At 62.6% G+C, this 17,459-nt stretch carries 24 protein-coding genes; 11 read left to right on the top strand and 13 right to left on the bottom strand.

Going from position 1 to position 17,459, the window contains the following annotated elements; all coding sequences use genetic code 11:
• Positions 1 to 68 precede the first annotated feature (68 nt).
• The 6 genes from NKI97_RS08590 to NKI97_RS08565 are packed head-to-tail and all read left to right on the top strand — an operon-like array spanning position 69 to position 4,157.
• Complete coding sequence (locus tag NKI97_RS08590; RefSeq protein WP_352451509.1) at positions 69 to 446, top strand: hypothetical protein; 378 nt, start codon at positions 69 to 71, stop codon at positions 444 to 446.
• On the top strand, positions 443 to 1,663 hold the full coding sequence (locus NKI97_RS08585) for an NRAMP family divalent metal transporter (protein WP_352833553.1): 1,221 nt from the start codon (positions 443 to 445) through the stop codon (positions 1,661 to 1,663). Before NKI97_RS08590 ends, NKI97_RS08585 begins: the two co-directional genes overlap by 4 nt.
• A complete protein-coding gene (locus tag NKI97_RS08580) occupies positions 1,663 to 2,025 on the top strand; it encodes a hypothetical protein (RefSeq protein ID WP_352451511.1) in 363 nt (120 codons plus the stop codon). The genes NKI97_RS08585 and NKI97_RS08580 overlap by 1 nt, the downstream gene beginning before the upstream one ends.
• Entirely contained in the window at positions 2,022 to 2,363 is a 342-nt protein-coding gene (locus NKI97_RS08575; RefSeq protein WP_352750024.1) for a hypothetical protein, read from the top strand. Before NKI97_RS08580 ends, NKI97_RS08575 begins: the two co-directional genes overlap by 4 nt.
• A 34-nt stretch (positions 2,364 to 2,397) precedes the next feature.
• Positions 2,398 to 3,684, top strand: coding sequence for an SDR family oxidoreductase (locus tag NKI97_RS08570; protein WP_352743978.1), 1,287 nt, complete (start codon positions 2,398 to 2,400; stop codon positions 3,682 to 3,684).
• Positions 3,684 to 4,157: a DUF2269 family protein gene (locus NKI97_RS08565; RefSeq protein WP_352451514.1), complete on the top strand. Its 474-nt coding sequence runs from the start codon at positions 3,684 to 3,686 to the stop codon at positions 4,155 to 4,157. Before NKI97_RS08570 ends, NKI97_RS08565 begins: the two co-directional genes overlap by 1 nt.
• Before the next feature lie 39 nt (positions 4,158 to 4,196).
• On the opposite strand, the gene NKI97_RS08560 is transcribed toward NKI97_RS08565, so the two are convergent.
• The 9 genes from NKI97_RS08560 to NKI97_RS08520 are packed head-to-tail and all read right to left on the bottom strand — an operon-like array spanning position 4,197 to position 12,731.
• Positions 4,197 to 4,766 carry a c-type cytochrome gene (locus NKI97_RS08560; RefSeq protein WP_023676158.1) on the bottom strand — a complete coding sequence of 190 codons (570 nt, stop codon included), beginning with the start codon at positions 4,764 to 4,766 and terminating at the stop codon, positions 4,197 to 4,199.
• Positions 4,747 to 5,631: a cytochrome c oxidase assembly protein gene (locus NKI97_RS08555; protein ID WP_352833550.1), complete on the bottom strand. Its 885-nt coding sequence runs from the start codon at positions 5,629 to 5,631 to the stop codon at positions 4,747 to 4,749. Before NKI97_RS08555 ends, NKI97_RS08560 begins: the two co-directional genes overlap by 20 nt.
• The gene (locus tag NKI97_RS08550; protein ID WP_352743974.1) at positions 5,628 to 5,969 is read right to left on the bottom strand and encodes a hypothetical protein; all 342 of its coding nucleotides are present in this window, start codon (positions 5,967 to 5,969) and stop codon (positions 5,628 to 5,630) included. Before NKI97_RS08550 ends, NKI97_RS08555 begins: the two co-directional genes overlap by 4 nt.
• A 1-nt stretch (position 5,970) precedes the next feature.
• A complete protein-coding gene (locus NKI97_RS08545; RefSeq protein WP_352451517.1) occupies positions 5,971 to 6,576 on the bottom strand; it encodes a cytochrome c oxidase subunit 3 in 606 nt (201 codons plus the stop codon).
• A complete protein-coding gene (gene ctaD / locus NKI97_RS08540) occupies positions 6,573 to 8,549 on the bottom strand; it encodes a cytochrome c oxidase subunit I (RefSeq protein ID WP_352451518.1) in 1,977 nt (658 codons plus the stop codon). Before ctaD ends, NKI97_RS08545 begins: the two co-directional genes overlap by 4 nt.
• Positions 8,546 to 9,562, bottom strand: coding sequence for a cytochrome c oxidase subunit II (coxB, locus tag NKI97_RS08535; protein WP_352833547.1), 1,017 nt, complete (start codon positions 9,560 to 9,562; stop codon positions 8,546 to 8,548). Before coxB ends, ctaD begins: the two co-directional genes overlap by 4 nt.
• Positions 9,559 to 10,092: a c-type cytochrome gene (locus NKI97_RS08530; RefSeq protein ID WP_352833544.1), complete on the bottom strand. Its 534-nt coding sequence runs from the start codon at positions 10,090 to 10,092 to the stop codon at positions 9,559 to 9,561. Before NKI97_RS08530 ends, coxB begins: the two co-directional genes overlap by 4 nt.
• Before the next feature lies 1 nt (position 10,093).
• On the bottom strand, positions 10,094 to 10,957 hold the full coding sequence (locus tag NKI97_RS08525) for a substrate-binding domain-containing protein (protein WP_352451521.1): 864 nt from the start codon (positions 10,955 to 10,957) through the stop codon (positions 10,094 to 10,096).
• The gene (locus tag NKI97_RS08520) at positions 10,938 to 12,731 is read right to left on the bottom strand and encodes a methanol/ethanol family PQQ-dependent dehydrogenase (RefSeq protein ID WP_352744053.1); all 1,794 of its coding nucleotides are present in this window, start codon (positions 12,729 to 12,731) and stop codon (positions 10,938 to 10,940) included. Before NKI97_RS08520 ends, NKI97_RS08525 begins: the two co-directional genes overlap by 20 nt.
• 329 nt (positions 12,732 to 13,060) lie before the next feature.
• Here NKI97_RS08520 and NKI97_RS08515 point away from each other — a divergent pair, with 329 nt between their 5' ends.
• The 3 genes from NKI97_RS08515 (at position 13,061) to NKI97_RS08505 (ending at position 14,852) form a co-directional block, all read left to right on the top strand.
• The gene (locus NKI97_RS08515; RefSeq protein WP_502894793.1) at positions 13,061 to 13,891 is read left to right on the top strand and encodes an SIR2 family NAD-dependent protein deacylase; all 831 of its coding nucleotides are present in this window, start codon (positions 13,061 to 13,063) and stop codon (positions 13,889 to 13,891) included.
• A gap of 92 nt (positions 13,892 to 13,983) precedes the next feature.
• The gene (locus NKI97_RS08510; protein ID WP_352451523.1) at positions 13,984 to 14,169 is read left to right on the top strand and encodes a hypothetical protein; all 186 of its coding nucleotides are present in this window, start codon (positions 13,984 to 13,986) and stop codon (positions 14,167 to 14,169) included.
• A gap of 188 nt (positions 14,170 to 14,357) precedes the next feature.
• Positions 14,358 to 14,852: a hypothetical protein gene (locus NKI97_RS08505; protein WP_023676147.1), complete on the top strand. Its 495-nt coding sequence runs from the start codon at positions 14,358 to 14,360 to the stop codon at positions 14,850 to 14,852.
• A 32-nt stretch (positions 14,853 to 14,884) separates the two neighbouring features.
• Here NKI97_RS08505 and NKI97_RS08500 read toward each other — a convergent pair whose 3' ends face one another.
• The 3 genes from NKI97_RS08500 to NKI97_RS08490 all read right to left on the bottom strand — a co-directional run bounded on the left by NKI97_RS08500 (position 14,885) and on the right by NKI97_RS08490 (position 15,877).
• Positions 14,885 to 15,184, bottom strand: a complete 300-nt coding sequence (locus NKI97_RS08500; RefSeq protein ID WP_023676146.1) for a DUF982 domain-containing protein — start codon at positions 15,182 to 15,184, stop codon at positions 14,885 to 14,887.
• 70 nt (positions 15,185 to 15,254) lie between these two features.
• Positions 15,255 to 15,548, bottom strand: coding sequence for a DUF982 domain-containing protein (locus tag NKI97_RS08495; protein ID WP_352833541.1), 294 nt, complete (start codon positions 15,546 to 15,548; stop codon positions 15,255 to 15,257).
• 125 nt (positions 15,549 to 15,673) lie between these two features.
• A complete protein-coding gene (locus tag NKI97_RS08490) occupies positions 15,674 to 15,877 on the bottom strand; it encodes a hypothetical protein (RefSeq protein WP_023676144.1) in 204 nt (67 codons plus the stop codon).
• Positions 15,878 to 16,190: 313 nt separating this feature from the next.
• Between NKI97_RS08490 and NKI97_RS08485 the strand changes: the two genes are divergently transcribed.
• Both NKI97_RS08485 and NKI97_RS08480 read left to right on the top strand, forming a co-directional pair.
• Positions 16,191 to 16,754 (top strand): sigma-70 family RNA polymerase sigma factor, encoded by a 564-nt coding sequence (locus NKI97_RS08485; RefSeq protein ID WP_023676143.1) that lies wholly within the window; start codon positions 16,191 to 16,193, stop codon positions 16,752 to 16,754.
• A gap of 50 nt (positions 16,755 to 16,804) precedes the next feature.
• Positions 16,805 to 16,933: a hypothetical protein gene (locus NKI97_RS08480; protein ID WP_352451525.1), complete on the top strand. Its 129-nt coding sequence runs from the start codon at positions 16,805 to 16,807 to the stop codon at positions 16,931 to 16,933.
• Positions 16,934 to 17,121: 188 nt separating this feature from the next.
• Here the strand turns inward: NKI97_RS08480 and NKI97_RS08475 are convergent, their stop codons facing one another.
• Positions 17,122 to 17,340 (bottom strand): hypothetical protein, encoded by a 219-nt coding sequence (locus NKI97_RS08475; protein WP_023676213.1) that lies wholly within the window; start codon positions 17,338 to 17,340, stop codon positions 17,122 to 17,124.
• Between the last annotated feature and the right edge of the window lie 119 nt (positions 17,341 to 17,459).

The raw sequence follows: 17,459 nt of genomic DNA, 5'->3' as shown, positions 1-17,459 counted from the left end.
TTGTAAATGCCGTTACAGCCGTCGGTCTTCGACCAGACCGCCCGTGCTTGCTGCTGATAATATTTGTATTGACGGCATGCTCGCCTTCCGACCAGGTCGAGCAGCAGTCGAAAACCGCGGCTTCCGCCACACAGACCGCATCGCTGGTCCTGGAGAGCTGGATCGCTGGGGGAGCCCCGTCGGAATACACGTCGCGCACTTTGCAATCGGTCGGCAAGGCGCTCGCCGATGCCGGTGCGCAAATCCAGTCCGCCAAGTCGCCTGAGCCCAGCGGGCAAGCCGGTCTGACGATGGCGGTTGGACGGCTTTCGGCAGCGGTAATTCGCGCGGCGACGGCCGTGCAGAACGGCAACCGCTCGGAAGTGGAACACGCGCAGCAGGATCTGCGGGCCGCCGCCGCCGATCTGAGCACGTCCTACGCGAAATATTTCGCGCCGAAATCATGAAGAAGCTGCTCGAAATATCGCTCGGCGTCGTCACCAGCGTTGGCGGCTTTCTTGAGGTCGGATCAGTGGCGACCGCCGCTCAGGCCGGCGCGGCGTTCAGGTTTCAGCTGATATGGGCCGTCGTCCTGGGCACGATCTGCATCATCTTCCTGGTCGAAATGGCCGGACGCTTCGCCGCAGTTAGCCATCACACCATCGCCGACGGGATCCGGGAACGGTTTGGCTTCAACGCCTTTCTGTGGCCGTTGCTTGCGACCTTGCTGGTCAATTTCCTGGTCATGGCAGCCGAAATCGGCGGTGTTGCCATTGCGCTCGAGCTCGCCACCGGCATCGGCTTTCATTGGTGGGCGCTGCCGGTCGCTTTTCTGGCATGGCTGTTCCTCTGGAAAGGCACGTTCGGCTTCATCGAAAAAGGCGTCTCGATCCTCGGTCTCGTCACGCTGTGCTTCGTGGTTGGCGCTATCATGCTGAGACCCGATTGGGGGCAGGTCGCGGCCGGCGCCGTGCCCACTCTGCCGGACCACGACGCGGCCAAATACTGGTTCATGGCGGTCAGCATTCTTGGCGCGTCGATATCGCCTTACCTGTTCATGTTCTATTCGTCGGGAGCGATCGAGGATCAGTGGGACAGGAGCTATCTCGGAGCCAATCGGGCGATTGCCGGCATTGGCATGAGTTTTGGCGGCACGATCGCGATCGGTGTGCTGATCGTGGCGGCGCTCGTGCTGGCGGCGCACGGCATAGAGCAGGTCGACGACTACCATCAATTGCCGCTGATGCTGATCCAGATCTTCGGTTTCTGGGGATTCATCCTGTTCGTCGCATCGCTCGGCATTGCCTGCTTCGGTGCCGCGCTCGAAATCGGGCTGCAGCAAGCCTATCTCGTGGCGCAGGGTTTCGGCTGGACGTGGGGCGAGGACCAGAAACCGCGCGACGATCCCGGCTTCAGCACCGTCTACACTGTCTCGCTGTTTCTCGCCGCCATTCCGATCGCACTGGGTCTCGATCCGCTGAAGCTAACCATCTTTTCCATGGCGCTGACGGCCGCCAGCCTGCCGCTGACCGTGGTGCCGTTCCTTTTCCTGCTGAATGACGAGCGTTATGTCGGCGAGCACCGCAATGGCATGATCGCGAATGCCGCGGTCATCTTCATCATTGCGCTCGGTTTCGTGCTCGCGATCGTGACCATTCCTTTGCAGATATTCGGAGGCACGTGATGGATTTGCTACGCGACATTCTGGACAAGCAAGTGGTCGACCGCGAGCAGGTCAAGATCGGCAAGGTGGACGGTCTGGTGGCCGAGCTCAGGCCAGGCAAGCCGCCCAAAATCGTTGCGGTCGAGCTCGGCTCGATCACGCTGGCGCGTCGGCTTGGCGAGCGACCCGGGCGCTGGATGGCGCGGCTTGCGGCAAGGCTCGGCGGCAAGCGCCATGCCGAGCCGCACCGCATCGCCTGGAACAAGGTGCGCGACATCGGCGTCGACATCGAGTTCGATATCGACGTCCGCGAAACGGCGATCTTCGACTGGCAGGACTGGCTGCGCGATCATGTCATTGGGCGCATCCCGGGAGCTGGATGATGGCCACCATCAATCTCGAGCAATTGGCTGGCAGGAATGTGCTTTCGCAGCGCGGCAAAAGCATCGGTCATATCGAGGAGATACGCGCCGAACCGGATGGCGACGACCTTGTGATTAGCGAGTACCATGTCGGCATCTACGCGGCCTTCGAGCGTCTGTCCGCTTCGGCCATCGGCATTGCGGTCCTCAATGTCTTTGGACTGCGCAGTCGCGACAGCATGTACCGCATCCCTTGGGACAAGCTCGACATCTCCGATCCGGCGCGGCCGCGGTTGTTATGCGCGACGGAAGAACTTTCCGGTATGAAGGGGAGTATCGAGGGCGATAAACCGGAATGAACGATACTTTCCCGCCGTCGGAGAATGGGGTCCAGTGAAAGTCCTGGTTACCGGCGCCACCGGCCTGATCGGTGCCTCGGTCGTGGCACGCCTTCTTTCCGAAGGACATGAGGTGATCGGATTGGTCCGCAGCCCCGGCGCAAACCGGACCGGCAATTATCAATTGCTGGTGCTGGACATGGCGGTGGCGCTGCAGCCCGAAGACTGGCTACCGCATCTCAGGGGCATAGACGCCGTCGTCAATTGTGCCGGCGTTCTGCAGGATAGCCCTCGTGAAAAGACGCGCGAAGTCCATCGCGAGGCGGCGGCAGCACTCTTCCTCGCCTGTGCGCGGGCAGGGGTTGCCCGGGTGATCCACTTCTCGGCAATCGGCGTCGATCGGGCGCAGCCTTCGACGTTCTCGGCGACGAAACTGGCCGGCGACCAAGCGCTTATGGCGCTTGATCTGGATTGGGTGATCCTGCGCCCGTCCGTGGTGCTCGGCCGGCCGGTGTTTGGGGCCAGCGCATTGTTTAGGGGTCTCGCCTCGCTGCCGGTGCTGCCGTCCATGCCCGCCACCGGCCGGCTCCAGGTGGTACTACTCGACGATGTGGTCTCAACAGTCGTCTTCCTTCTCGATCCCGACAGTCCGTCTCGCGTCGTGTTGGAACTTGTCGGTCCCGAACAGCTGAGCATGGACGAGGTCGTCGGCAGCTATCGCCGATGGCTCGGCTGGGCTCCTGCAGCCAGGTTTGTCTTGCCGGCGGCTGTTGCAAGGCTTCTCTACCGCCTCGGCGACCTTGCCGCGATGTTCGGCTGGCGTCCACCGATGCGCACCAACGCGGCCAGAGAGATCGGCCGAGGAGCGGTTGGAGATCCCTCGGACTGGACCGCTGCGACCGGCATACGCCCGCAAACCCTGGCGGGCTTCCTCGCGCTCAATCCGGCAACGGTGCAGGAAAAATGGTTTGCCCGGCTGTATTTCATCAAGCCGGCGATCTTCGTCGTCCTGCCCTTCTTCTGGATCATGACGGGAATCGTGTCGCTGACAACCGGCTACGGCAGCGGCGTCGATCTGATGCAAGGCACGGGGGCCGGCATCCTGTCGGCACCGGCCGTGATCGCCGGCGCTCTTGCCGACATCGCCGTCGGCGTGCTCATAGCCTGGCGGCCGGCGGCGCGAAAAGGCCTCTATGGCGGCATCGCGCTCTCGCTCTTCTACCTGGTCGTCGGAAGCTTCCTGAGCCCCGAGCTGTGGAACGACCCGCTTGGGCCGTTCCTCAAGGTGTTGCCGATCCTGGTGCTGCACTTTGTGGCCTTGGCAGTGCTGGAGGAGCGTTGATGCTCTATTTCCTGCTGAAATTTCTGCATGTCATCGGCGCATCCGTGCTGCTTGGTACCGGCGCCGGTATCGCTTTCTTCATGCTGCTCGCCCACAGGACCGGCAATGCCGCGACGGTTGCGGCGGTGGCGCGTATCGTCGTCGTCGCCGACTTCCTTTTCACCGCGACGGCCGTGGTCGCGCAGCCTTTGACCGGAGCCGCGCTCGCCTGGCAGGCAGGCTACTCGCTGTCGGAGGGCTGGATCGTACTTTCGATCGCGCTCTATATCTTCACCGGAATGTTCTGGCTCCCGGTCGTCTGGATGCAAATGCAGATGCGCAAGCTGGCATCGCAAGCCGCCACTGCAGGCGCGCCGTTGCCGCCGCGCTATCATCGGCTCTTCTGGCTGTGGTTCGCCTTCGGCTTCCCCGCCTTCGCTGCGGTACTCGGGATTTTCTGGCTGATGATCACTCGGCCTGCGATCGACTGGTGAAGACAGGCCGCGTGCAGCTGCCGGGATCAGCGATGACTTTCATTTCAGCGAATAGAGATAGGCCGCGATATCCCGCGCCTCCTGCTCGGAAATTCTGGTCGAAGGCATTGCCGTGTGCGGATTGATCTCTCTTGCGGCGCGTATCCAACGAACCATGTTTCGCGGGTTGTTGGACAATACGCCGCCGATATAGACCCGGGTGGCCAAGCTGGCGTCGAGGCGTGGACCGACCAGTCCCTGCGCGCCGGGCACGCCAGTGATCGTGTGGCATCCGGCACAGCCATTGGCCATGATGATTGGTATGGCGCGGGCGCCAACACCGCCGGTTGCATTGTCGGCCTTCTGCTCCACTCGACGGCTTTGCTCGAAGTACAACGCGATCCCGGCCAGGGCTGCAACAAGCACGACAATTGCCGCGGCGCCGAGGATGGGTCCGGACGGAGTGAAGCGCGATGTTGCGCGCACGCCGATGCTGCCAGGGGCATTGTCCGTCTTATGCGCGACCCTGACGAGGCGCTCCGGCCACAACGTCAGCGCCGCCCAAGCTGCGGCCAGCACGGCAATTGCCGTCCCGGCACCAATGACCAGCTTAGACAGCCTGGAGCGCATGCGACGCCTCCCATCTTCTCTGTCCACTTGAGCGAATCCACAGACCGGCCAGCAGCAACGCGGCTCCGCCATAAATCAGGCCGGCCGGAACCCACATCACCGAGCCGGCGAGCTGCTGGTCCTCGAGCGGGCTAAGGCTCCACAATTCCGCGCCGGCTGCGTTTACCGGGTACCACAGCCTTGGCGAGACCAGCAGCAGCACCCCGAGCAGGCCGGTGTGCAGCGAGGTGAAAAAGAGGTGCATGACTGCGCTGCCGTAGGCTTGTTCGCGGCCTGAACGCGGCAGCAGCACCCACCAGAACAGCAGCCCCGTACCGAAGAAGCTGGCATGTTGCGCATAATGCAGGACACCCTGTGCAAGCGCCGCCTCGAACAGCGCCGGAACGTGCCACGCCCATATCGCGACGCCGTGCAGGAAGGTCGCGGCTAGAGGGCGGCTGACGGCGGCCCAAACGGCTCGACGCACCTTCGCCTGCCCGGCTGCGCCAAATGCCAGCCGCAGCTTGATCGGCAATGCCCACATCATCGCCGCCGCCGGACGGGAGGCGACCAGCAGGGGTGCCGCCACCGCCATCAACAGCTCGTGCTCGATCATGTGGGCGGTGAAAACGCGCTCACCCAATGCATGGAGCGGACTGACCAGTGCTGCCGCCAAAATGGCCCAGCCGGTCGCAAACAGCAAGGCTTGCCGCAACCGCAACGGGCGGCTGCGGGCACTCCGCCGCCACAGCCGAAAGGCGCCTGCCGCGTAAAGCAGTGCGATCATGGTTAGTGGCAGCGTGATCGGCAACGCCAGCGTCCAGCCGGCCTGCGGGGCGCCGGCACCGTAGCAGATCGAGGTCGAGAAGAGCGCGTCGAAGCTCATCGTAGGCAGCCGTCAACAATGAGCGAAGCCGCGCCTTGCATGACGATTACCAGCGCAAACAGCACCGCGCTGAGAATGCCGATATTGGCGACGAAATGCTCGGTGCCGCGCGTACGATCCGGTTTAAAGGCGGCGCCACCTTGCTGTCGCGCCCGCCACGAAAGCACGCCGCCGAGCAAGGCCAGCACTGTCAGCACCAGCGCAATGACCGGTATGACGGGAATGCCGTGGGCGCACTGCCACTCCACGACCGCGTAATTCAGCTGCGTCGACACCGCCCAGGCCAAAGGTCCGGACAACAGCCCGCCCCATGATGTGCCCAAGCGAAGCGCACGCATCTCAGTCAAGCCTCGGCATCCAGTAGATCAACAGATAGATCGGGATCCAGGTCGCGACCACGAAATCCCAGTAGAAGACGTTGTCGCCAACGTCCCCGAAACGCCGGCCGCTATAGCCATGGCGCGTGAACATCAGGACCGTCAGCACCAGCGTGTCGCCGACGTCGGTAATCAGGTGCGTTGTGTGAAGGCCGAGCAGGACCCACAACATCGAGCCGTACGCATTGGTATCCCAATAAATGTTGAGGGCCGGAAATTCGAACCACCGCACGACAAGCGGTGCGATACCGAGCAGCGACATGACGATCAGGCCGATGCGCACGGGCACCATGGCACAGGCTTCGGCGTAGCGGTTCAGTATGTGATTGGGCACCACGCTGGCGAGCAGCAACAGCGTGACGATGGTGCCCGGCCAATGGTTGGGCGGCGGCACGCCCAATGGCCATTTGGGCGACAGATAGGCGAGGTAAAGATAGGTGCCTGCGGCGAGCGCAAAGCCGGTGCCTTCCAGCGCCATGAAGGCGAGAGTGCCCCACCAGGTCGGGCTGCGCGGTCCGATCCCGAAGGTCGGGAGTTTGGAAAGATCGGCGACAAGACGCTGTTTCATTCCTCATCCTCCGGATCGCCTTTCGGCCAGAACCAACCGATCAAAGTGATGGCGATCGGCCCGGCTCCCCAGACCACCGCCCACGGGCTGAAGATCGAATAGAGAAAGGTGGCGCCGACGGCGAGCGCGGCGAACAATGGCCAGATCGACGGCGTCGCCGACTTCTCGCGCACCTCTGGATGCGCCTCTGCCACGGTCGAAATGACAAGTTCGCGCGCGTCGACGCGAAGCCCGGTCGCGACAGGCAGCGTGTCACGTTCGGCCCAGAGCGGCTCGGCGTGGGTAACCACCGGGATCCGAGCGAAATTATAGCTCGGCGGTGGAGAGCTCGTCGCCCATTCCAGCGTGCCGGCATTCCAGGGATTGTCCCCGGCCGGGGCGCCCCTCGAGGCGCTGTACACCAGGTTTATAGTGAACAGAACGAAGCTTAGGAACAGGATGATCGCGCCGGCTGTGATGAACAGGTTGATGTTGCCCCAGCCGAGTTCCACCGGATAGGTGTAGACCCGCCGCGGCATGCCCCACAGGCCGACAATGTGCATCGGAAAGAACGCCGCATTGAAGCCCAGGAAGGCAAGCCAGAAGTGCCAGCGTCCGAGACGTTCGCTCATCATCCGGCCGGTGATCTTGGGGAACCAGAAATAGGTCGCGCCGAGCAGCGGGAACACCGACCCGCCGATCAGCACGTAATGGAAATGCGCGACCACGAAATAGGTGTCGTGCACTTGCAGGTCCAATGGCACCGACGCCAGCATCACCCCAGTCAGGCCGCCCGCGACGAACGTGAAGAAGAAGCCGAACACGAACAGCAGCGGCGTTCTGATTATCGGGCGTCCGTCCCACAATGTCGCCAGCCAGCAGAAGATCTGCAACCCGTTCGGAATGGCGATCAGCATGCTCGAGGCCGTGAAGAAGCTCGCGCCGAGCTTGGGCAGACCGGTTGCGAACATGTGGTGAACCCACAGGCCGAACGACAGAAAGCCGACTGCGATCAAGGCGAGTACCATGCCCAGATAGCCGAATACCGGACGCCGGGCGAAAGCGGCGATGATCGAGGACACCATGCCGGTAGCCGGCAGGAATATGATGTAGACTTCGGGGTGGCCGAAGAACCAGAACAGGTGCTGGAACAGCAATACGTCGCCGCCCTCGGCGGGATTGAAGATATGGGTGCCGACCAGCCGGTCGAGGATCAGGAACGTCGACGTGATCATGACCGCCGGCATGGCGAACACGATGACGAAGGAGGTGACCAGCATCGCCCAGACATAGAGCGGAATCTTGTCCAGCGACATGCCCGGCGCACGCTGCTTCAGCACGGTGACGATGGTGGCAACCGCGACCGCCAACGATGACACTTCGGTATAGGTGATCATCTGCGCCCACACGTCGGAACGCTTGCCCGGCCCGAATTCAGGGCCGGACAGCGGCACGTAGGAGAACCAGCCGACGTCGGGCGCCATGTCGAGTGCAAACGACACCCAGGCGAAGAGGCCACCGGAGAGATAAATCCAGAAGCTGAATGCATTGAGGCGCGGAAAGGCGATGTTGCGGGTGCCGACCATCAGCGGCACGAGGTAGATGCCGGTCGCCTGGACGATCGGCACCGCAAACAGGAACATCATGGTCACGCCATGCATGGTGAACAGCTGGTTGTAGCGGTCGGGCCCGATCAGCCCGCGCTCCGGCCCCGACAGTTGGATGCGCATGGCAACGGCGCTGAGGCCACCGAGGCACAGGAAGGCGAAAGCGGTGATCAGGTAGCGCCGCGCGACAATCTTGTGGTCGACGCTCGAGAGCGCACCGATGATGCCCGGCGCCGTCTGCCATGTCCGCGCCAGCCAGCGGTCAAGGCTGGAGTCGTCGAGGCTGGTATCGCGAGGACCGTCGCGCTCGGGGGCCAGGTCTCCTTTGCCGGCCGCTGCTCGCTCGCCGGCGAGCCGACGCTCACGGGCCACGTCGGCGCTGCTCATTTCAGGCCCTCGAGATAGGCGACGATCGCATTCAGTTCGTCCCCGTCCAGTCGCACCACGGGCATGTGGGCGCCTGGCTTGATCCCCTGCGGATTGGCTATCCAGGCTGCGAGATTGCCGCGGCTCATTGTCAGCGTGCCGGCAGCGAGCGTTTGCCTGCTTGAGATATGGGTGAGGTTTGGGGCGACCGTGCCGCCGGCGATGGTGCCGCCGATCTTGTGGCACATCACGCATGGCCGTTTGAGGAACAGGTCGTGGCCGGTTTTGGCCTCGGCCGACACGGGAGCGGCCGCCGGCCGCAGCTGATCGTTCAGCCAGGCATCGAAGACGGGCCGAGGTTCGGCGATGATGAAGGTGCTCATATTGGCATGCTGCGCGCCGCAGAACTCGGCGCATTGCCCGCGATAGACGCCGGGCTTGTCCGCCTTCAGATCGAGAACGTTCTCGTGGCCGGGGATAAGGTCCAGCTTGCCCGAGAGGTTCGGCACCCAGAAGGAATGGATAACGTCGGTCGAGGTCACCACAAGCCGCACCGGCTCGCCCGCCGGGATGTGGATTTCATTGGCGGTCGTCAGGATGCGGTTCGGCTGATCGTTTTCGTAGCGCACCTCCCACCACCATTGATGCCCGGTCACCCGGATCGTCAGCGCCGCATCCGAGCCGATGGCGGCGAGCGTCCGGTTAGCGAAGTAGCTCAGCAGCGTCAGGCCGACCAGGATCAGGGCGGTAGCGGCGAGTGCGGCGACGACAATTCGCATCTTGCTGCGCTCGGCGGCAGCGTCGAGGACAAGCGGGTCGCCGAGCGGCGCCGGGCGCCGGGCCAATGGCACGATCAGCACGGCCATCACCAGAAGCCAGACCACCGTGCACAGCGCGGTGAAGAACCAGATCAGCCATGCGAGTTCGCCCGCGGCCGGCCCCTTTGGGTCGAGCGCGGATTGCCAGCCGCTGCACCCTGCAAGGAGCAGGATGCAGGCCGTGCACCCGCACACCGTCCAGACACCGCGGCTCACGGCGACTTCCCCAGCGTCGCGGCGTCCGGCAGGCGATTCTCGGATGGATGGGGCATCATGTCGTCGTCGCGGCCCGGCGCGGCGGAGGACGGTGCGTTGCCGCTCAGTGCCCGGACGAAGGCAGCAAGCTCCCATATTTGGTCATCCGGGATCGTGTCGCGGAAGCTCGGCATGCCGTTTGGCCGGCCGTCCCTGATCGTGGCGTGGATGCTTTCGATCGAGCTGCCATAGAGCCACTTCTGGTCCATGAGCGCCGGGCCCATGCCGCCGCCGCCATTGGCATGGCAGCCGGAACAGTTGAACCAGTTGAACAGACGCTTGCCCTCGCTGAGGTGGAAGGCGTTGGCCTCGAACACGCCGGCCTTGCTGTCGGACGAGGTCGGCCGTTGGCCGCCCGGCTCGAGGGCAGTCACGGCTGCCGGTTGATCGCCCGAGCCGAGCGCCGATTGTGGACGCGTGTCGCGTTCCTCACGCTGGCAAGCGGCAACCGCGAGGATTGCGAACACCAGCAAGAGAAGACCTCGCTTCATTTCAAGGCGCTCCGACAGGATCGAGGCGGGGCACCTGGTAGGTCGCCAGGATCGCGTCGATCTCGGCGCGGCGTCTGGTCAGGGCGGCGTTCACCTCGCTGCGCAGCGTATCGTCGCCACGGCGCACTCCCATCGAGATGTCGAAGATCATCGGCAGTTGCGGGCCGTCCACGCGCGGCGAAACCGGCGTGATCCGCAGCGCCACCTTCTGCCTGGATGCAAAGTAGCCGGCCAACGGCCCCCAGACGACGGCCATATCGATGTCGCCATTCGCGACCGCCTCAATGATGCGCGCTGGCGGGTTCGGCGCCGAATAGTCCCCATAGACGGGGAAACCGATGAGATGGCCGACGATGCCACGACGGCCAAGCGCCTGGACGGGGGGCGAGTTGGCGCCATCGTCGCCGATCAGCTGGACGCCGATGTGCAGATCGCGCAGGCGAGGATCGTTGAAGGACGTGATTTCCGGCGCATCCTTGCGTGTCACGAACACATAGGAAGACCGGTAGTAGGGCGCGGTGGTGCGCAGCATCTCAAGATTGGCGGGCGCGCCGGGCACCAGATCGCATAGCCCGGCCTTCAGCGTGTTGCGGACGAAGCCACGGCGCTGTGCCCACCATGTGTAGGAAACAGTCGCGCCAAGCTCCGTCGCGACGAGTTCGGCGATCTTGTTTTCAAAGCCTTGCCTGGCGGCATTGGAGAACGGCATGTTGTTGGGATCAGCGCAGATCCTCAATTCGCGCGCATCGGCAACGGCGGCGACGAGCGAGAGCGCCAGTGCGCCGACCGCGGCGCCAACCCGCCGGGAAGATTTTCTCCGTGCGCGCGCAACTCGGCCGGTCGTCTCAAGGGAGCCGGAACACATACAGTGTACCTCCCGGCGTGGTTACATCCTTCAGATCCTTCATGACGTTGACGAAGCCGAGCGCGGCGGTGGCGTCGCGCGGATCGAGATCGCCGGATACGATCGCGCCGGCCCAGCCGCCGACGCCCGAAAGAATCGCGACATATTGGTGCCCGTCCGGGCCGCGATAGGTGACCGGCTGGCCGATGATGCCGGACGACGTTTTGAACTGCCACAGCAGTTCGCCGGTCCTGGCGCTGACCGCCTTGAACCAGCCTTCCATAGTGCCATAGAACACGATGTTGCCGGCGGTGGCGACGGCGCCGCTCCACACAGGAAAGTTCTCCTTCAGGCTCCACGCCGGCTTGGCGGCGGCGACATCCCAGGCGGTGAAAGCACCGCGATTGCCGCCCGGCCCGGGGATCATGCGCACGTTCATGCCGACATAGGGCGTGCCGGCGATGTAATTCACCTCGACGCCCTCTTCATCCATGCAGAGATTGTTGTGCGGGATGTAGAGCAGACCGGTCTTGGGCGAGAATGCCGAAGGCTGCCAGTCCTTGAGGCCCGATGCGGTCGGGCAGATGTCGCGCACGACCTTGCCGGTGCCGGTCTTCTTGTCCGGATTTACAATCAGCCGGCCGGTCTTGAGGTCGACGCCCGTGCTGGAATTGACTGGCCCGAAGGGGACTGCCGACAGGACCTCGCCTGTGGTGCGATCCAACAGATAGACGTAGCCGTTGCGTTCCGGTCGGACCAGCACCTTGCGGGGCTTGCCCTGCCAGGTCATGTCGAGCAGCACCTGTTCGTTGATGCCGTCGTAGTCGTGCAAATCGTGCGGGGTCCATTGATAGAACCATTTGGCTGCGCCGGTGTCGGGATCGCGGGCAAAGATTCCGGCGGTCCATTTGTTGTCGCCGGGCCGCAGATCCGGATTCCACGGACCGGGATTTCCGGTGCCATGGAAGATCAGGTTTAGGTCCGGGTCATAGGAGATCCAGCCCCACACATTGCCGCCGCCGATCTTCCAGGCGTCGGGCGGCCACGACGTCACGCCGAGATCCTTGCCCTTGTCCATGTCGTAATGCGGCTTGAAATCGGGGCCGATCAGCACCTCGGCGTCCGGGCCGGTATTGTAGGCCGTCCAGACGACGTGCCCGTCGCTGGCGTCGAGCGCCTTGATCCAGCCGCGTACGCCCATTTCGCCGCCGGAATTGCCGACCAGAACTTTGCCCTTCACCACCAGCGGCGCCATGGTGATGGTCTCGCCGATATTGATGTTGCCGATATGGGTGTTCCAGACCGGTTTGCCGGTGGCCGCATCGACGGCGATGGCATGGCCATCGAGCGTGTTGAAATAGATGCGCCCTTCGAAGAAGGCTGCACCGCGGTTGACCACGTCGCAACAGGCAACTCCCTGCGCGGCGGGCTCGGGGTTGGGCTCGAATTTCCACTTCATCGGCGCGCCGGGCTTGGTAAGGTCAAGCGCATAGAGGATGTTGGGGAAGGGCGTCACGATGTACATCGTGTTGCCGACGACCAGGGGCGCGGCCTCCTGGCCCTTGTTGACGCCGGTCGAGAAGGTGAAGGCCACCTGCAGGTTCTTGACGTTGTCCTCGGTGATCTCCGCAAGTTCGCTGTAGCGGGTCGAGGCGTAGTTCTTTGCCGGCATCGCCCATTGGCCGTCGTCGGGCGGAGCAGCTGCGGCAGGCGGATTTATCGCAAAGCTTGACGTTGACTGAGCAACCGCCGCGGTAGTCAGCGCGAAGCCTGCCAGCAGCGTCCATCCCAGCATCGCAGCCAGTGGCCTCTTTCCCCTTTTGCCAGGCACCCTATTTTTCGCCGCCACCAGTCGCGCTTGCCTCATTGGCTGTCGAGTTTGCCGACGTTGGCGCAGAGCTCCATTAGCTGCAGCTGCGCCGTGTTTGTTGAACACTCTCCAACGCGTGAGCGGCGCAGAAGTGCCAAATGCAACGAAATAAATGTCGGATTCGGTTGGCCAAAGTCGGCGGCCGGGCGCTCGGGACAGCCGATCCGAATGTTAGCACTGAAGTCGGAAGTAAATCTATTCCCGGTGGTCCGGGTTCGGCTGGAACGGAGCGGCGCTTTTCGTAGTTGTGTCGAATGCTGTCTGCAGTCGAGCAACTGGCTCAATCGGTAAAAGAGCGGCGAGCGATCTTGTTCGTTGGAGCCGGGGTGTCGATGAGCGTCGGCTTGCCGTCCTGGCAAAAGCTCATCGAACACATGCAAAAAGAGCTCGGTCTGGACGAGGATACGATCGGTGCGCCGGAGGCCAGCTATCAGGCGCTTGCCGAATACTACCGGCTGAAGCAGGGGAGCCTCGGCCCTTTGCGCAGCTGGATGGATCGTGAATGGAGCGTCTCGCGGGAGAAAGTGCAGGGCTCGGCGATCCACAAGCTCATCGTGTCGCTCGATTTTCCGATCATCTACACGACAAACTACGACCGAAATCTCGAAGTTGCCTTCGAGATCCATAGCCGGCCCTTTGTCAAAGTCGCCAATGCGAAGGATTTGCCAAAGGCCACTGGCGAGGTGACGCAGATCATCAAATTCCACGGCGATTTCGACGACGACAAATCTTTGGTCCTGGCGGAGACCGACTATTTCGACCGGCTATCCTTCGATTCGCCGCTCGACGTGAAATTTCGGGCCGACGCGCTCGGGCGCACCATCCTGTTCATCGGCTACAGCATGTCCGACATGAACATCCGTCTGCTGCTGCACCGGCTTTGGCAGACCTGGCGCCGCTCCGGCTATGACAAGAATCGCCCGAAATCCTTCATCTTCATGTCGCAGCCGAGCATCGTCCAGGAGGCTGTCCTCGGCCGCTGGGGCATCGATATGCTGACCGAAGCGGCCGACGATCCTGAGGACGCGCTGCTCGCATTCCTGAACGAACTCAAGGACAGGGTGGGCCGGCCAGAAAGCGCGTGAGAGAACCTGCGGAAAGCGGATTGGTCCGGCAGTGGGAACCGGCTGATCCGATGTGAGTTCGGGAGGACTAACGTATCCGGGACCGAGCCTCGATGAGCGGACGCAAACACAAGCGCAGAGTGCATGCCAAAGACGGCCTGTCGGCCGAGCAGGCCTATGAGGTCAATTTCTTTGCCCGCAGGTGCGGCCTGACCAGGGACGAAGCACTCAAGATGATGCGAAATGCCGGCAGGTCCAACGATGGCACCAAGGCATCTGGCGAATCCGGGCCGAAGTAGCCGCATGGGTTCTACATAGCGGGCGGCCGGGACGGTCATCCGGCACAGCTGCTTCGTCGTCGGTCTCGGTAATCCGCATGGCAGTCGGTGGTGGCGCGCACCGCTGAGGATCGAGCGATGCAGCGGCCGCCGATGGAACATCCGCCGACAATTTTCGTTGACATGCTCCACAAGGCGAGAGGTCGAACATGTCGAAGTTCCAAGCCGCTACCCCGGAGCGTTTGCAGCAGCTCAGGCTTGAGGCGACAGCGCACTTTGCGCCGCTCATACTGCGCGAGGCGCTGGTGCGTCTCTGCCGAGCGTGTGGAAGCGAGAGCCTCGAACGGTTCGAGAAGACCATGGTTGACCAAATCGAGGCATCGCGTGACGAAAAGGCCGATTTCGACACGATGAAGGAATTTGCCATCGAACAGCTCTATGGCTGGATTCGAGAGGTCAGGTCTTCACCGGACATGACACAGCCGCTGGAGAATGTAGACACCCGAAGGACCCCTGGCCGCTCGGAAGAGCCGCAGACGCTGGAAGACCAGCTGCAGGCGGGTCTGGAGGATTCTTTCCCCGCAAGCGACCCGCCGGCTGTTGTTTCCACCGCGATCCCCGGCGGATCGAAGAAGCTGGTCGGAACCGACGAGGTCCTCAGGCAGCAGCGGGAGAAAAAGGCCGAGGAAGCCAGCCATTCGTGATAAACGGCTCTGCGGGGAAGCAGCCTGCCGGTTCACCCGCCGTCCGGCATGAAGGCTGTCCGGGCATGTGTGTCATGCGGCTCGCCTTCGACAAGAATCTTCGCTTCCAAAGCCGCGTCGATAAATGCTTCGCGGGCTTCCGCTGCCGTAATCTGGCCGATCTGGGCGCCATCCAGTGCATCTCCCGCCATCAGCGACAACGGGGCATTGCGGGCAGGCCATTTCTCGCTTTTGAGGCAGTAAGAAGCCTCGAAAACGGAGCTGACCATTCGCGATCGTCCCGGCTTGCCGAAGTAGATGCAAACCGGAGCATCGAACTTTATCTCCAGCATGGCGGTCCTCCCGATTTAACCACCCTTGATATAAATTAGCCTCAGCGGGTCACATGGCCTGCTGGGCATTTTAGCCGACGTCGCGAACCGCAGTGGGATTGGTGCCTGCTGGTATTTCGGCGGCGATATCGTAGGCCAGAATGCCCGCCTTGCGGGCGAATGAATCGAACGCCGCGCGCACCGTCTCGACGTCGACCTCGTCAGCCAGCCCGGCGCGACAGGCGTCGAACGCCGCCTTGTGCGCCGGACCGCGGCTCGGCCATTCGTTTAAGACGTCATAGGCCTGCCAGATATTTTCGACATGGCGAGGGAAACCAAGGCCGACGAGAATTGGAACGGGGCGGCCAAACGATTTTTTTGTCATCTGTGTCTCCGCGAAAGAGCCTGTCGCATCAACGCTGGGCGGACGCGAGGCCCATGCTCTTTAACGCGGGATTGCTGCACGGGTTGCAGCGGGTTTGTTCGATCGTGCGCCGGCCGATGCTGGCGTCATTTGTTGGTCCGCATCTTTTGCCGGGGATTGATACCGCCTTGAGGCGTGGTGTCGTTCTCGACATCGCCTTCGAACGTGTTGTCGCCCTGATCGAGCCGGTCGCCCTCCTTGATCGTGCCCTTGGAACTGCCGATGCCGGGATCGTTGGCAAGGTCGCTATCGGCCGGCGTTTTGCCTTTGGCGTGCTTGTTTCCTGTCATGGGTTCCTCCTGTTTTGAGGTGGCGGACTGTCCTTGAGGTGGCGGCCCAGGCTCGCTGCGAAAATCGCGTTTCGACACGCCAATGGCGGCGCCCCGGATTTTCGGACGGCTTAGATTCCAACTCCGCGATCCCGACGGTTGTTCCGTCAAAAATATCGCCGTCGGCCGGGATTGCCCAGCCAAGCCGCTCCGGTTCCTGGACCGGGTGATTTTCGCCAGCCGGAACGATCTTTCGCCCAATGCATTTAACTGGTCTGCGCTCACGAACTCATTCTGGACGGGAGCTGGACCATTGCCACCTACAGCCTACGCCTTGGCGACTCGCGAAACCGAAGAAGTTTCCATCGTCGACCTCATACCCGCTTTGAGGGCTTTCGCCCGCACCTTCTGCCGCACTCCCGATGATGCCGACGACCTGGTCCAGGAGACGCTGACCAAGGGCTTGGCCAACATTGACAAGTTCGAAGCTGGAACGCGCATGAAGTCATGGCTCTTCACGATCATGCGCAACACCTACTACACGCGTGTCAGGGCCGCGGTGAGGGAAGCGCCCGGCCTGCTCGACTGCGCTTCGCTGCGGCCGATCTCGGAAGCGACGCAGGAATGGTCCGTACAGGGCAAGGAGGTCCACCAGGCCATCCAGAGTCTTCCTGAGCACCAGCGCGAGGTTCTGATGTTGATAGGCGTTCTGGGCATCAGCTATGAGGAAACGGCCGAAATATGCGGTTGCGCGGTGGGAACCGTGAAGAGCCGGCTCAACAGGGCACGCGCCGGCGTGCTGGAATACCTTGGCGAAAGTTCCTCACAGACCCTGATGGAAAGGCGCAGCTATCTGTCCGAAGGACAGCTGGACTTCGAAGCCGAGAGGCGCCGCTAATACACGTCACGTTAGTTGCTGGTCTCGCGCAAGCGCCTTTCGACAAGCGCATGCTGCAACTCGATCGCAAGTTTGGTCAGCCTGTCAGGAACCCTTTCCTGCTCGATGGCCGCAAGCAAGGAAGCGATTTCCCGGTCTATCGTCAGATCGGCACGCGTGCTGACGGAATCTTCCCTTGAGCGAGACATCGCGTTCTCTTGGCAAATGTTGGTCCCTTCACCTCACTCTGGTGGCAACAGTGCGAGTTTGCAAGAATTTGCAGGGCGTCCATGCGACCGGCTTCGGTCCTTGCACAGCTTCGTCAGCGGTTGGGCTCTCGCGGTGTTTCAATTGCTCGCCGGCCGCAAGCCACATGCTGCCGCAACGATCAGTCTTCAGGCCGCCGATCCGCTGAATGATCCTGGTACTGCTCGGACTTGACCCGATTGCCGTCGAGCCCACGCTCCTTGGTGTGCTGCTTCTTGTCTCTGTTGGACAGAACGGCGTTCTCTCCGATCTTGTCCTTGGGAAGATCGGTCATCGCGCCAGCGCCAGCGCCTTTGCCGTGACTGCCGCGACCGATGTGCTTCTTGCTGCCGGACGCCATCTTGTTCTCCTTCATACTGTCGAATAGCGGCTTTTCCCGTTCGGCATCCGAACCAGCGTTGGGCCGCAATGTTCCGCTGGAAATCGTAAGCAGGAAGGCATCGCCGTCCCAGTGCCGGA

Origin of the sequence: Mesorhizobium sp. M0296 (genome assembly GCF_040321675.1) — a bacterium.
Taxonomy (GTDB): Bacteria; Pseudomonadota; Alphaproteobacteria; order Rhizobiales; family Rhizobiaceae; genus Mesorhizobium.
This window is presented reverse-complemented; position numbering and strand designations above follow the sequence as displayed.